At 65.0% G+C, this 14171-nt stretch carries 12 protein-coding genes; 6 read left to right on the top strand and 6 right to left on the bottom strand.

Annotated elements, in window-relative coordinates; all coding sequences use genetic code 11:
- Nucleotides 1–11: 11 nt before the first annotated feature.
- On the bottom strand, nt 12–539 hold the full coding sequence (locus HD883_RS00245; protein ID WP_179588388.1) for a carboxymuconolactone decarboxylase family protein: 528 nt from the start codon (nt 537–539) through the stop codon (nt 12–14).
- Between the two features lie 134 nt (nt 540–673).
- Here HD883_RS00245 and HD883_RS00250 point away from each other — a divergent pair, with 134 nt between their 5' ends.
- Complete coding sequence (locus HD883_RS00250) at nt 674–1615, top strand: LysR family transcriptional regulator (protein ID WP_179588387.1); 942 nt, start codon at nt 674–676, stop codon at nt 1613–1615.
- Between the two features lie 21 nt (nt 1616–1636).
- On the opposite strand, the gene HD883_RS00255 is transcribed toward HD883_RS00250, so the two are convergent.
- Both HD883_RS00255 and HD883_RS00260 read right to left on the bottom strand, forming a co-directional pair.
- Complete coding sequence (locus HD883_RS00255; RefSeq protein WP_179588386.1) at nt 1637–2659, bottom strand: Bug family tripartite tricarboxylate transporter substrate binding protein; 1023 nt, start codon at nt 2657–2659, stop codon at nt 1637–1639.
- 33 nt (nt 2660–2692) lie between these two features.
- Nucleotides 2693–3355, bottom strand: coding sequence for an RraA family protein (locus HD883_RS00260; protein ID WP_179588385.1), 663 nt, complete (start codon nt 3353–3355; stop codon nt 2693–2695).
- Between the two features lie 108 nt (nt 3356–3463).
- Between HD883_RS00260 and HD883_RS00265 the strand changes: the two genes are divergently transcribed.
- Nucleotides 3464–4432: a LysR family transcriptional regulator gene (locus HD883_RS00265; protein WP_179588384.1), complete on the top strand. Its 969-nt coding sequence runs from the start codon at nt 3464–3466 to the stop codon at nt 4430–4432.
- On the opposite strand, the gene argA is transcribed toward HD883_RS00265, so the two are convergent.
- Entirely contained in the window at nt 4416–5771 is a 1356-nt protein-coding gene (argA, locus tag HD883_RS00270) for an amino-acid N-acetyltransferase (RefSeq protein ID WP_179588383.1), read from the bottom strand. The two genes, HD883_RS00265 and argA, sit on opposite strands and share 17 nt — an antisense overlap.
- Nucleotides 5772–5860: 89 nt before the next feature.
- Here argA and hrpA point away from each other — a divergent pair, with 89 nt between their 5' ends.
- A complete protein-coding gene (hrpA, locus tag HD883_RS00275) occupies nt 5861–10066 on the top strand; it encodes an ATP-dependent RNA helicase HrpA (protein ID WP_306455910.1) in 4206 nt (1401 codons plus the stop codon).
- An 8-nt stretch (nt 10067–10074) separates the two neighbouring features.
- On the opposite strand, the gene HD883_RS00280 is transcribed toward hrpA, so the two are convergent.
- Complete coding sequence (locus HD883_RS00280) at nt 10075–10476, bottom strand: thioredoxin family protein (protein WP_179588381.1); 402 nt, start codon at nt 10474–10476, stop codon at nt 10075–10077.
- 95 nt (nt 10477–10571) lie between these two features.
- On the opposite strand from HD883_RS00280, the gene HD883_RS00285 reads away from it, so the two are divergent.
- Complete coding sequence (locus HD883_RS00285; RefSeq protein WP_179588380.1) at nt 10572–11327, top strand: EI24 domain-containing protein; 756 nt, start codon at nt 10572–10574, stop codon at nt 11325–11327.
- Nucleotides 11324–12133 (top strand): competence/damage-inducible protein A, encoded by an 810-nt coding sequence (locus HD883_RS00290; RefSeq protein WP_179588379.1) that lies wholly within the window; start codon nt 11324–11326, stop codon nt 12131–12133. The genes HD883_RS00285 and HD883_RS00290 overlap by 4 nt, the downstream gene beginning before the upstream one ends.
- 140 nt (nt 12134–12273) lie before the next feature.
- Here the strand turns inward: HD883_RS00290 and HD883_RS00295 are convergent, their stop codons facing one another.
- Nucleotides 12274–12852 carry a phasin family protein gene (locus HD883_RS00295; RefSeq protein ID WP_179588378.1) on the bottom strand — a complete coding sequence of 193 codons (579 nt, stop codon included), beginning with the start codon at nt 12850–12852 and terminating at the stop codon, nt 12274–12276.
- A 426-nt stretch (nt 12853–13278) separates the two neighbouring features.
- Between HD883_RS00295 and HD883_RS00300 the strand changes: the two genes are divergently transcribed.
- The gene (locus HD883_RS00300; protein ID WP_373563285.1) at nt 13279–14139 is read left to right on the top strand and encodes a DMT family transporter; all 861 of its coding nucleotides are present in this window, start codon (nt 13279–13281) and stop codon (nt 14137–14139) included.
- Nucleotides 14140–14171: the final 32 nt, after the last annotated feature.

The raw sequence follows: 14171 nt of genomic DNA on the forward strand, positions 1-14171 counted from the left end.
TGGACGCCGGATCATTCCGGATCGATCCGCAGCGCATTGAGCACGCGCGTGTGCATGTTGTAGGCGCCGATCAGCACCGACAGTTCGACGATCTGGCGCGTGTCGAACTTCGGACGCAGCCGGGCAAACACGGCGTCGGGCACCTGTGCCTCGCGTGTCAACGCATCGACATAGGCGATCACGGCGTGTTCGGTCGGGCTGAATGCGTCGCTGTCGACCGTGTCGGCCAGCAGCGCATCGCACGCGGCGTCATCCAGGCCATCCTTGCCGGTGAAGTGTTGCCGGTGCACGTCGACCACATAGCTGGCGTGATTGAGCACGGCCACCCGCAAGATCACGATTTCGCGCAGGCGCGCGCCCAGCTGCGTCTTCCACCGCACCGCATTGATGAACGCCAGCCACTCTTCGGCAATTGCCGGGCTGTGCAGCAGCAGGCCATAGACGGGGATCAGCTTGCCGCGGCGTTCCGCGCGGATCCGCCCGATGGCCGGCGCCAGTTCGGGGTTGGTCGTCTCATCGACGTAGGGGATACGGGCCACGGCAGCTTCCGGTAATCGGCCCCCAAGGGGCCATGGACCGGATTTAAGCGCGCGCGGGCCGGCGAATCGATAGGGCCGGGTCAATAGTAATATCGACTGCAATCGATAACGCGGTGCCCTTGCGGAGCGTGGCCATGGTGCGATCGTCTGCGGTAACGCCCATCAACCTTCAGCTGCTGGCGCAGTTCGAAGCCCTGGTGCAGGAACGTCATGTCAGCCGCGCGGCGGAACGCATGGGCGTGGGCCAGTCCACCATGAGCGCCGCGCTGGCCCGCCTGCGCATCCTGTTCGACGACCCTTTGCTGGTGCGCACGGCCAAGGGCATGGTCCCCACCCCCAAGGCGCTGGAACTGGCCAAACGCGCGCACCAGGCGCTGGAACTGCTGGAACCCAACCGCGTGCGCAGCAAGGATTTCGATCCCGCCACGTCCACGCGCCAGTTCCGCATCCTGGCCACCGAAGGCCTGGCGCTGTTGTTCACGCCGCCGATTGCCGCCTTCCTGCGCAAGCAGGCGCCGGGCGTGCGCCTGCTGGTGCAACCGGCCGACATGCGGCACACCGTGGAAGCGCTGCGTGACCAGGAATGCGACGTGACCATCAGCAACATCCATCACGCGCCGCCCGACCTGCGCAAGACGCTGGTCTACCCGCAGCGCGCGTGCTGCATCGTCAGCGCAACGCATCCCGAGATCCGCGCGCGCATGACCATCAAGCAATATCTGAAGTATCCGCACGTGCTGTGGGGGGCCGACACGGTGTCCTACCGGTCAATGGAAGCGTCGGTCAGCCAGGCGCTGGCCACCGGGCACCACTACCTGCCCAGCGCAATGCGTGTGCCCAACATCCTGATCGTGCCGGCCGTGGTGGCGGCCACCGACATGATCGCGACCGTGCCGATCCGCATCGCCAACGAAGCCGCCAGTTCGTTGCCGATCCGTATCGTCAAGCCGCCGTTCAAGCTGGCTGACCCGGACATCAGCATGTACTGGCACGAACTGAGCCATCGCGACCCGGGGCATATCTGGTTTCGGACGGCGATCCAGGAGATCGCCAAGGCGCTGCGGCCGGAGCAATGAGCGCCGGCCTTTGCTGAACGTTTATTCGAGCTTGGCGCCCGACTGCTTGACGATGTCGGCGTACCGTTTGATCTCGGCCTTGGAGAACGCGCCGAATTCCTGCGCCGTGCCACCGCCGATCTCGGCGCCCAGTTCCAGCAACTGCTTGCGGGTTTCGGGCGTCTTCAGGATCGCATTGATCTCGGTGTTGAGCCGTTCAATGATGGGCGCGGGCGTGCCAGCCGGGGCCATGAAGCCGTACCAGGCCCCGGCGTGCATGCCCGGGACGCCGATCTCGTCGAAGGTGGGCACGTCGGGCAGCATGGGCAGGCGCGTTTTCGACGCAACGGCCAGCGCCTTCAACTTGCCGGCACGCACCTGTCCGAGCGAACCGGTATCCAGCATCATCGACGTCTGGCCACCCATCAGGTCGGCCACCGCCGGCGCGCTGCCCTTGTAGGGCACGTGCAGGATGTCGATCTTGGCTGCGTTCTTGAGCATGGACCCGGCCAGGTGCTGCGACGAGCCGACGCCGCCCGACCCGTAGGTCAGTTCACCTGGATGCTTCTTGGCGTAGGCAATCAGGTCCTTGGCCGTTTTATGCGGCGAGTTTTCCGGCACTTCCAGGATGTTCGGCACGGTGGCCACGTACACGATGGGCGCAAAGTCGGCGACCGGATCGAAGCCCAGGCGCGCGTACAGGCTGGGGTTGGCGGCATTGGTCGAACTGGTTGCCATCAGCAACGTATAGCCGTCGTTGCGCGAGCGCACGAACTGTTCGGTGCCGATGTTGCCGCCCGCACCGGGTTTGTTGTCAACCACAACGGTCTGGCCCAGGCGGTGCGACAGCGGCTGCGCAATGAAGCGCGCGATGGCGTCCGTCGCGCCGCCCGGGGGCCACGGCACGACCAGCCGGATCGGCTGGTTCGGGTAGCTCTGGGCGTGCGCCAGGGTTGGCAGGGTCGCGGCCAGCGGCAGGGCCACGGCCGTCGACACGGCCAGCACGGCGCGTGTCAGGTTCAGTCGCAGGGTCGGGGAAAGCAGGGTGGGGCAACGCAAGGTCATGGGGTCTCCGTCAATTATTGTTGGGGGTGCAGATCAGCGCAGTCCTTTGCTCGCCAGGAATTCCTGCACCCAGGCATCGTCATACGTGCCATCGGCAATGCTGGCCATGGTCGCGACTTCGTCGCTGCCTTTCTTGCGGGTCGCTGCGGCGACTTCGCGCGCATCGGCCGGCGGGATGAACACCACGCCGTCACGATCGCCCGCGACAATGTCACCCGGATGCACGACCGCGCCGCCAATGCTGACGGGCACATTGATTTCCCCGGGGCCATCCTTGTACGGGCCGCGATGGGTGATGCCGCGCGAATAGCAGGGGAAGTCGTCATCGGCAAAGGCCTGCGCGTCGCGAATCGCACCATCGATGACGTAGCCCGCAAAGCCGCGGGCCTGCGCCACGCGTTTCATGATTTCGCCGATCAGCGCGCGTTCGACCACGCCGCCGCCATCGACCACCAGCACGTCGCCGGGCTGGCCCAGTTGCAGGGCGCGATGGATCATCAGGTTGTCGCCAGGCCGCACCTTGACCGTCAGGGCCGTTCCAAGCAGGTAGCCGCCGCGATGCCGCGGTTGCAGGCCAAGGGCGCCCGACATGCGATGCAGACTGTCGCTGATGTTGGCAACCGGCAGGTCACGAAAGAGTTCAACCAGGGCGGGGTCGCCAGGGACGCGGGGGAGGACGCGAAAGCCGTTCGACACGGTGTCTCCATGCAAATTTATAAGAATGTCGGCCAATATAGGTCAGCCCGAGCCAATAAAAAAAGCGATTAAAAGTCGGACTACACTAAGAAAAAAAGGAAGACTGTCATGACGCTCAGGCAACTCGAAGCCTTCTACTGGTCGGCCGTGCTGGGCAACTTTTCGGCCGCCGCGGTCAAGCTGCACATGACGCAATCGGCGTTGTCCAAACGGGTGGCCGAACTGGAAAGCGTGCTGGGCATGCGCTTGTTCGACCGCGACGGTTATCGGCCGCAAGTCACCGCGCAGGGGCGCAGCCTGCTGGAGAAAGCACGCCGCATGCTTGCGTTGCAAACCGAGATCCAGGAGATGGATGGCGCGCAGGCCGAGCTGGTCGGCGACTGCCGCTTCGGCATTACCGAACTGGTGGCCATGACCTGGCTGCCCGAACTGGTCGCGTCGCTGCGCGACCAGCATCCGGGGGTGGTGCTCGAGCCCGATGTGGATGTGTCGATGGGCCTGCACGAGAAGCTGCTGGCGGGCGCCATCGACTTTGCCGTCATGCCCATGCGTTCGCCCGACCGCAGCCTGGTCAGCGAACCGCTCAGCAAGGTGGAATTTGCGTGGATGGCATCACCGGAACTGGTAGGTGAACGCGCATCCCTGACGCCGGCGCTGCTGGCCACGCATCCGGTGCTGGTGCAAAGCGCGGGGTCGGGGCTCACGCCGATCTTTGACGCGTGGTCCCACAGCAATGGCCTGTCGATCCACCGCACCCTGGCCAGCAACAGCCTGGCCGCCATTGCCGATATGGTCGTTGCGGGACTGGGTATCGGCTTTTTGCCGGTGGCGCACTTTTCACCGCTGCGCGATCGCGGCGACCTGTGCCAGTTGCGCACGGCACGCAAGGTGCCCTGGCTCGACTATTACCTGGTGCACCGGCCCGACGAAACCAGCGGCGTCGCCCGCGCACTCTTCAGCGCGGTGCGGCAGACCTGCGATTTTGTGAAGCCGCATCGGCTCGCGCGGGGAAAGGTGATAGCGGCGAGCCGCGCCAAGGGCAGGGCAGCTGGCCGCCGCGTCACCCCAGCCGTTTGATGAACACCTGACTGTTACGGTTGCGATCGTAGTGCGACTGCTTGTCTTTTGGCAGATCGGACACACTTGCAGGAACAAACCCGCGTTTGATGAACCAATGCGCGGTGCGGGTCGTCAGCACGAACAGGCGCGTAATGCCGACGGCGCGGGCGCGCGATTCGACGTGGCGCAGCAGCTTGTCGCCTTCGCCGGTGCCCTGCCATTGCGAGTTGACGGTCAGGCAGGCCATTTCGGCCATCTTTTCGGCGGGGTAGGGATACAGCGCCACACAGCCGAAAATCACGCCGTCGTGCTCGGCAACCGAGAATTTTTCAACGTCGCGTTCGATGCTGCCGCGGCCGCGTCGCACCAGGGTGCCGTCGGTTTCCAGCGGTTCGATCAGCTGCACGATGGCGCCGACATCGTCGATGGTGGCGGGGCGCAGGTCGTCGAGCAGGTCTTCAACCACCATGGTGCCGACGCCGTCATGCGTAAAGATCTCGAGCAGGACGCCGCCGTCCATGTCGAACGGGATCAGATGGGCACGGGCCACGCCAAGCTTGACCGCGCGGGACGCGTGGCGAAGCACAACCGTGGTGCCGGGGTCGATGTCACCGGTCGCGACCAGCGCGTCGGCGTCGTCGCGCGCCAGTTCGGTGTCGACATTGCCTTCGGGGTCCATGATGGAAGGCGCATCGGTCAGGAAGATCAGCTTTTCGGCGCGCAGGGCAACGGCCACGCTGGTGGCCAGTTCTTCCATCGCCAGGTTGAACGCTTCACCGGTCGGCGAAAAGCCCAGCGGCGACAGCAAGGCGATGGACCCGTGGTTGATGACGAATTGCAGGGCTTCGGCGTCGACCTTGCGGACCAGTCCGGTGTGGCGGTAGTCGATGCCGTCGATCACGCCGACTGGCCGCGCGGTAATGAAGTTGCCCGAGACGACGCGGATGTGCGCGTGCGACATGGGGGTGTTGGGCAGGCCCTGGCTGAACGCCGCTTCGATGTCGAGCCGGATTTCGCCGGCGGCTTCCTTGGCGCACTCGAGCGCCGCGGCGTCGGTGATGTGCAGGCCGCGGTCGAACTGGAAGTCGATGCCCTTGAGCCGCAGCTGTTCGTTGACCTGGGGACGCGAGCCGTGCACCAGCACCAGGCGGACGCCCAGGGCGCTGAGCAGCGACAGATCCTGGATCAGCACGCTGAGGGCGCCGGCCTGGACCAGTTCCCCGCCGAACGCCACCACGAAGGTCTTGCCTCGGAAGGCGTGCACATAGGGCGCGACCTCTCGGAACCATTGCACGAACTGGGCGTGCACGTCGGGGTCGGCGGGAGTCAGGGGCGGAGTCAGGGCAGGGGCGGTCATCGCGGAATTATATGATGCGGGACACTAGCGTGTGGGTTCGACGCGGCGCCCAGGAAATTTATAATGAGGGGTTATCAAAAGTAGCGGTTATGGCAGAACACTCAGGCAAGCAGGACCCTTCCCGACGCAATCCGGACACGGTAGGCGCGACGACGATCACAAGCGCAGGCGCGGGCGCTGCCACCCCGGCGCGTGCGCCTGCTGGCGGTGACGCCACGACACCCGGGGGCGATCGCGCCGGCCGCGGCGCGCGCACGGGCCGCCCCGAGGGTCAGCCCCGCCCGCCGCGCGACCCGAACGCGTCGCGCGAACCGCGTCCGCCGCGAGATCCCAACGCGCCGCGCGAACCGCGTCCGCCGCGCGATCCCAACGCGTCGCGCGATCCCCGCCCGCCACGCGACCCGAAAGCTCCGCGTGAGCCTCGCCGCGACCGCGTCGACCGCGCCGACCGCAACGCGCCCCGCCCGCCGCGCACCCGCAATCCCGTCCCCGCGATCACCTACCCCGAGGAACTGCCCGTCAGCGCCCGCCGCGACGACATCGCGAAGGCCCTGGCGGCGCATCAGGTCATCATCGTGTCCGGCGAAACCGGGTCCGGCAAGACTACCCAGCTGCCCAAGATCTGCCTGGAACTGGGCCGCGGCAGCACCGGCATGATCGGCCACACCCAGCCGCGCCGGCTGGCCGCCACGTCCGTCGCCCGCCGCATCGCCCAGGAACTGAACACACCGCTCGGCCAGGTGGTTGGCTACCAGGTGCGCTTCAACGATCGCACCGAAGCGGGCGCATCGATCAAGCTGATGACGGACGGCATTCTGCTGGCCGAGTCGCAGCGCGACCCCTGGCTGCGGGCCTACGACACGATCATTATCGATGAGGCGCATGAACGCAGCCTGAACATCGACTTTCTGCTCGGCTACCTGAAGCAACTGCTGCCGCGCCGCCCGGACCTGAAGCTGATCATCACGTCGGCGACGATCGACGCCGACCGTTTTGCGACCCACTTTGCGTCGCCAGGGCATGACCGCGCGCCGGTCATTGAAGTGTCGGGCCGCCTGTACCCGGTCGAAGTCCGCTATCGCGGCATCGACACGCCGCGCGGCCAGGATCCTAACGCCAGCGGCAACCCCGACACCGCCCCCCGCAAGGAAAAGCGCGAAAAGGAAAACCTGTCGCGCGACGAAGAAAAGGACATGATCGACGCGATCGTCGACGCGGTGGACGAGTGCGCGCGCCACGGCGCCGGCGACATCCTGGTCTTCCTGCCGGGCGAACGCGAAATCCGCGAGGCGGCCGAGGCGCTGCGCAAACACCATCCGCCCGGCACCGAAGTGCTGCAACTGTTTGCGCGCCTGTCGCAGGCCGACCAGGAAAAAGTCTTTCACCCCAAGGGCAGCGGCCGGCGGGTCGTGCTCGCCACCAACGTGGCCGAAACATCGTTGACCGTGCCAGGCATCCGCTACGTGGTCGACACCGGCCTGGTGCGCATGAAGCGCTATTCGTGGCGCAACAAGGTCGAACAGCTGCATATCGAGCCGGTCAGCCAGGCTTCCGCCAACCAGCGGGCCGGCCGATGCGGCCGTCTCGGGCCGGGCGTCTGTATCCGTCTGTACGAAGAAGACGACTTTGCGTTGCGGGCGCCGTTCACGGACCCCGAAATCCTGCGCGCGTCGCTGGCCAGCGTCATTCTGCGGATGAAGGCGCTCAAGCTCGACGATATTGAAGACTTCCCCTTTGTCGAAGCGCCGCCGGGCCGGGCGATTGCCGATGGCTACCACCTGCTGCAGGAACTGGGCGCCATCGATGACAGCAATACGCTGACGCCGGTAGGACGTGAACTCGCGCGCCTGCCCGTGGACCCGCGCATCGGCCGCATGATCCTGGCCGCCCGCGAAAACGCGTGCCTGTCCGAAATGCTGATCATTGCGTCGGCCCTGTCGGTACAGGACCCGCGCGATCGCCCGCAAGAAGCACAGGAAGCGGCCGACCAGGCGCATGCCAAGTTTGCCGACGAACGTTCCGAGTTCATGGCTTTCCTGAAGTTATGGCAGTGGTACAACGACGCGGTCGCGCACAAGCAGTCGCAGCGCAAGCTGGTCGACACGCTGCGCCAGAGCTTTTTGTCGCCGGTGCGCATGCGCGAATGGCACGACATCCACGCGCAACTGGCGTCGGTGGTGGGCGAGCAGGGCTGGCGCCTGAACGAGGCCCCGGCCACCCTGGAACAAGTCCACCAGGCCCTGCTCGCGGGCCTGCTGGGCAACCTGGGCTACAAGGCTGAAGAAGACGCGCAGTACCTGGGCGCGCGCGGCATCCGCTTCTACATTCATCCGGGTTCGCGGCTGGCGCGCAAGGCGGGCCGCTGGGTGGTTGCGGGTGAACTGGTCGAGACGTCCCGCCTGTTCGCGCGCACGATCGCCAAGATCGACCCGGTCTGGATCGAACGGGCCGGCAAGCATCTGCTGAACAAGAACTGGTCCGATCCGCGGTGGGAAAAGAAGGAAGGGCAGGTGGTCGCGAACGAACGCGCGACCCTGTATGGCCTGATCATCTATTCCGGCCGCCGCGTGAACTACGGGCGGATCAACCCGTCGCATGCGCGCGAGTTGTTCATTCGCCAGGCGCTGGTGACGGGCGACATCGACACCAAGCTGCCCTTCATTGCGCACAACAAGAAGCTGTTCGCCGAGATCGAAAAGCTGGAACACAAGTCGCGCCGGCCCGACATTCTGGTCGACGATGAACTGATCTACGCCTTCTACGACCGGCAAATTCCGGCCGACGTGCATCAGCTGGCCACGCTGGAAAAGTGGTATCGGGACCAGACCGCCACGCCCGAGCGTGACAAATCCCGGCTGCTGTTCCTGTCGCGTGACGAGCTGATGCGGCATGAAGCCGCCGGCGTGACGACCGACGTGTTTCCCAAGATGCTGTCCTTGCATGGCATCGACATGGCGCTCGACTACCACTTCGAGCCCGGGTCCCCGCGCGATGGCGTGACGCTGTCGGTGCCGCTGTTCGCGCTCAATCAACTGGACGCGACCCGTTGTGAATGGCTGGTGCCGGGCATGCTGAAGGAAAAGGTGCATCTGCTGCTGAAGTCCTTGCCGCAGAAATTGCGCCGGCATTGCGTGCCCTTGCCCGAGTATGCCGCGGGCTTTTTCGACCGTTGGTTCGAAGTCGCCGTGAAGCCCGACCGTGGCCTGATCGAGACGCTGATTGCCGACGTGCGCGAACAGAAAACCCTTCAGCTCGCGCCGCCCGACTTCAAGCTGGAAACGTTGCCGGCCCACCTGTTCATGAACTTCCGCGTGCTGGATGAAAATGGCCGCATGCTGTCCATGAGCCGGAACCTGGCGCAGCTGAAAGGTGAACTGGGGCGCGAGGCGCAGGCCACCTTCCAGCAGGTGGCGTCGCGCGACAAGCAGGTGGCGCAGGCCCTGGCCCACGAAGGCCTGACGGACTGGACCTTTGGCCCGTTGCCGGAACTGCTGGAGATCAAGCGCGGCGGCCTGTCGGTGATCGGCTATCCGGCACTGGTGGACAAGGGCACATCGTGCGACCTGGACGTGTTCGACGATCCGGCCGAAGCGCTGCGTCATCACCGCGCGGGCTTGCTGCGCCTGTTCCGCCTGCAACTGAAAGAGCAGGTCAAGTTCCTGGAAAAGAACCTGAACGGGCTCACGCAAATGAGCATGCTGTATCTGCCGCTGGGAACGCAGGAAGAACTGCGCGACCAGATCATCGACACCGCCCTGGCGCAGGCCTGCCTGGGCGATCCGTGGCCGACCGATGCCGCCTCGTTCACGGCCCGCCGCAACGAAGGCAAGGGCCGATTGGGCCTGCTCGCGCAGGAAATCGCGCGGCTGGTGTCGACCATCCTGACCGAGTGGGCCGCCGTCATGCGCAAGCTGCCGCAGGCACGGGGCCACGCGGCATCGCATGCCGATATCGAACAGCAGATGCGGGCGCTGATGCCCAAATGGTTCGTACGCGAAACGCCGTATACGCAGCTGGTGCACTACCCGCGCTACATGAGGGCCGCCCAGGCCCGCGTCGACAAACTGCGCGCCGATCCGGCCCGCGATGCCAAGCTGCTGGGTGAACTCGGCCAGTTGCTCACGCCCTACCAGCGCGCCAAAGCCGCCCGCAAAGGCGTCGACGACGCCCGCCTGGACGAATTCCGCTGGATGATCGAAGAACTGCGCGTCGCCCTGTTCGCGCAAGAACTGCGCACCCCCATGCCCGTATCCGTCAAACGCCTGCAAAAAGCATGGGAAGCCATCCAACGTTAATGCGAAGCTTACTCGGGGCTCAACTTCATGCGTAGCCTCGGCGCAGCCGGAGCTACGTCAACACCGGTGGGATCCGCCATGATCGCCTCGATCATCCGTTCCAGGTGCCCGATGTGCGGCAGCATCGGCCCATAGAACCGGGTCCGCGTGGCGTCCTGGATCAACAGCGTCGGGAAATCTTCGATGTCATCGTCATCGAGCAATTCAGGATGTGTCTCGACATCCACCCAGACGAACACATGCTGCGGCAGCGATGCCGCCAGGTCGGTAAAACGGGGCAGGTATTCCCGGCAGGTTCCGCACCACTCGGCGCACAGGCACGCAACGAGCAAAGACGCTTCGCTAGACAGCTTTTCAGCAATCAGGTCGGTATCGGTATCGGGCAGGTAAACAGGCGCGGAAGCGGTCATTGGCGGGGTAACGGAAGGCTACGTTTCTGCAGCTATTATGCCTGTGCAGTGCGGCATACTGGCGTTCCCCTGACTCGTACGGATGACAGCGCGCAATGAGTACTCACCCTGAAGCTTTGCCCGTGGTCGTTCGGTCCGCCGGTTTCGAAGGCGTCGGCCTGGCGATCGGCCGCGCGCTCAGGTCGCAGTGCCGCGGGCCCATGCTGCTGGCCCTGCTGTTGCCGCTCTTCGTGGCGGTGATCAGCGCCATCGCGCTCCTCTGGTTCTTTGGCGCCACCCTGAGCGACTGGCTGCAAAGCGCGGCGTCAAGCTACAACGTCACGCTTGGCGCGGTGGACGGAATGCTGATCCCCATCGTGGTCGGCATCATCCTGCTGCCCATCGCGGGCATCCTTGGTCTGGTCGCCGCGGCGATCTTCGTCATGCCTCTTGTGCTGCGGCACCTGAACGAACGCGACTACCCCGGCCTGCAGCGCCTGGGTGGCCACGTGTTCTTCCCCAGCCTGTGGAACGCCACCTGGGTCATGGTCGTCTTCGCGGTGGGATGGGTATTGTCGCTGCCGCTGTGGATGGTCCCGCCGCTGGCCATCGTGGCCCACGTGGGCTGGTGGGCATTTGCCTTCACCAAGATCATGCGGCTGGACGCGTTGGCCGATCACGCGACGCCACAAGAGCGTAAGATTCTGCAGGCACGGCACAACCGGGGCTTCTGGGCGCTAGGCACCATTTGCGCCCTGATCAATTTCCTTGTGCCGCCTGCATGGTTCCTGCTGCCGGTCCTATCGGCGCTCATGTTTTCGCACTTTGGCCTCGAGGCGCTGCGTCGTCTGCGCAGCGAAACACAACCATGACACAAACATCATCGCCCGCTCAACGTCAGATCGGGCTCTTCATCATCGGTGACGAAATCCTGTCGGGTCGTCGCCAGGACCGGCACTTTGCCAAGGTCGTCGAACTTCTCAGTGCCCGCGGGCTGCAGCTGTCATGGGCGCAGTTCATTGGCGATGACCGCGAAAAGCTGGTGGACGCCTATCGCCGCAGCCTGGCCAGCGACGACATCGTCTTCTCGTGCGGCGGCATTGGCGCCACCCCCGACGACCACACGCGCCAGGCCGTCGCGGCCGCGTTGGGCGTCGAAACGGTGCTGCACCCCGAAGCCGCCGACCTGATCGGCCAGCGCATGGCCGAATCCGCCGCGCAAGGCAAGGGCAGCGCCGACATGACCACGCCGGAAAACCGCCAGCGTCTGCGCATGGGCGAGTTCCCCCAGGGCGCCGAGATCGTGCCGAACCCGTACAACAAGATCCCCGGCTTTTTCATTCACGACCACACCTTCGTGCCGGGCTTTCCGGTCATGGCCTGGCCGATGATCGAATGGACGCTGGACCACCGCTACGCCGACCTGCACCACAAGGCTCCGCATGTGGAACATTCCTTCCTGGTGTATGAGCTGGCCGAGTCCACCATCACGCCCGTGATGGAAGCGCTGGAAACGCGCTGGCCCGCCATCAAGGCCTTCAGCCTGCCGAGCATGGGTGGGGCAGGGCGCAACCACATCGAACTGGGTGTGAAGGGCGAGCCCGAACAGGCCGCCGTGGCGCTAGAGTTCCTGAAGGACGAAGCCAGGCGCCTGGGCGGAACGTTCGGGGCGGCTTGACCGGAACGCGCGCCCGCCGTGGCGCGCATCCGCCGCGACGCAATCCGGACACAAAAAAAGACCCGCCGAGGCGGGTCTTTTTCTTTGGTTCTGCGCGTTGCAAGTCAGTGACTTACCCCGCGCAAATCCGGCCGTGGCAATTACGCTGCGGCGGTAGCGGCCTTGCGGACGCGCGACGTGCGGGCAGCCGTATCGCTGGCAGCCTTGAACGTGGCGTTGGTCGCGGCGGTCATGTTCGACTCGGCAACTTCGGCGGCCTGCTTGGCAGCCTTGCTGACCGAATCATAGGCCGACGTGGCGGTAGCCAGCGACGACTTGATCATGGCGATGGCGCTTTCCGAACCGGCCGGGGCCGACTTGGACATCTGGTCGACGACGTCGATCATCTGTTGTTGCTGGGCGGCCACCTGGGCTTCGCTCAGCTTGGCAAATTCGCTTTGCACGCCAGCCATGATGTCATAGACATGCTTGCTGTAGGCCAGCGCCTTTTCGGCGTTAGGCTGAGCCAGCGAGGCGGTGAAGGCCATGGCTTCCTGGCCATCCTTCAGTTCGAACGCTTCCTGTGCCTTGATCGACATTTCGTCGAGCGTTGCCTTGGCAACCTTCACGTGCAGGTCGACCAGCTTTTCGAAGCCGGCGAAGGCGGTGTTGTTGGCGACCAGGAAAGCATCGAAAAGGGCTTTCTGGCTGGCGAGGGCGCGTTCTGGGGTAGCGGACATGTTGACTCCTGGGTCGGTCGTGGATTTCAGAGATCGGTCATGAGAGCATCCGGTCATCCCGAAATCCCCGATCTACATATGTTGGTGGTCACGCTCTCGGTGACCGCGTTGCCTGCCACACCCTGGTCTGAACCGGCGATGTTGCAATGCACAATACCCATTTTAGGGACGGAAACCACGGTGTCAAGGGTCGCTATCCGTGGTCCCGGCAACAGCTACAAGGTTGCCCACGCCCGGTCGGGGGCCCTCTCCCTGGGAAGACCCTGCACTGAAGCCAGATCCCCGGTCCGAAAACTTTTTTTTTGCGTTCGATGAATTTTATGTTGCATCGCGAGAACGCAGCGCGTTCAGCTTGCATTCAGCCTGGCTGAGCAGCCGTTTGCGCACCCCGTTACACTTCCGGCTCCCTGTCGCCTGAGGTCCATCGTGGCCGATACGCTGCTGTCCCGCCTGGTTTCTCCATTCTTCGTCCTGACCTGGAGCACCGGCTTTGTCGTCGCGCGTTTCGGCCTGCCTTACGCCGAGCCCGCCACCTTCCTGGCGCTGCGCTTCATTGGCGTGCTGATCATCATGGCGCCCCTGGCCCTGCTGGCGCGCAGCGCGTGGCCGTCGCGGCGGCAAGGCATGCACATGGCGATTGCCGGCATCCTGCTGCAGGCGGGCTATCTGGGCGGCGTCTGGGCGGCCATCAAGCTGGGCATGGGCGCGGGGCTGGCCGCGCTGATCGTCGGGATGCAGCCGGTGCTGACCGCCGTGTTGGGGCAGTGGCTGGGCGACCGTCCCAACCTGCGTCAGTGGGCCGGCCTGGCGCTCGGCCTGGTGGGCGTCGCCATGGTGGTCGGCAATCGCCTGGGTAACGAACTGACGCCGGTCAGTCTATCGTGGGCGATCCTGGGGTTGGTGTCCATCACCGCCGGCACGATCTACCAGCGCCGTTTTTGCCCCGCGATCGACCTGCGGGTGGGCAGCGCGCTGCAGTTCGGCGCCGCGCTGGTCGTGACCTTGCCCTTTGCCTTCCTGTTCGAAACCCGCGACGTGATGTGGACGCCGCAGTTCATCGGCGCGCTGGCGTGGTCGGTACTGGCGCTATCGATCGGCAGCGTGTCGCTGCTCTTTTTGCTGATTCGTCGCGGCGCCGCCACACGTGTCGCCAGCCTGATGTATCTGACGCCCGGGGTGACCGCCGTGATGGCGTGGCTCCTCTTCCGAGAGCCGTTGACGCTGGTGATGATCCTGGGTCTGGTCGTGTCCGCTGTCGGGGTGGCCTGGGCTCAGGGGAAACGATAGTGTTCAGCTAGCCGTCAACCGGTCGGGCTTCC

It is taken from the genome of Pigmentiphaga litoralis, assembly GCF_013408655.1.
In the GTDB taxonomy this organism is placed as follows: Bacteria; Pseudomonadota; Gammaproteobacteria; order Burkholderiales; family Burkholderiaceae_B; genus Pigmentiphaga; species Pigmentiphaga litoralis_A.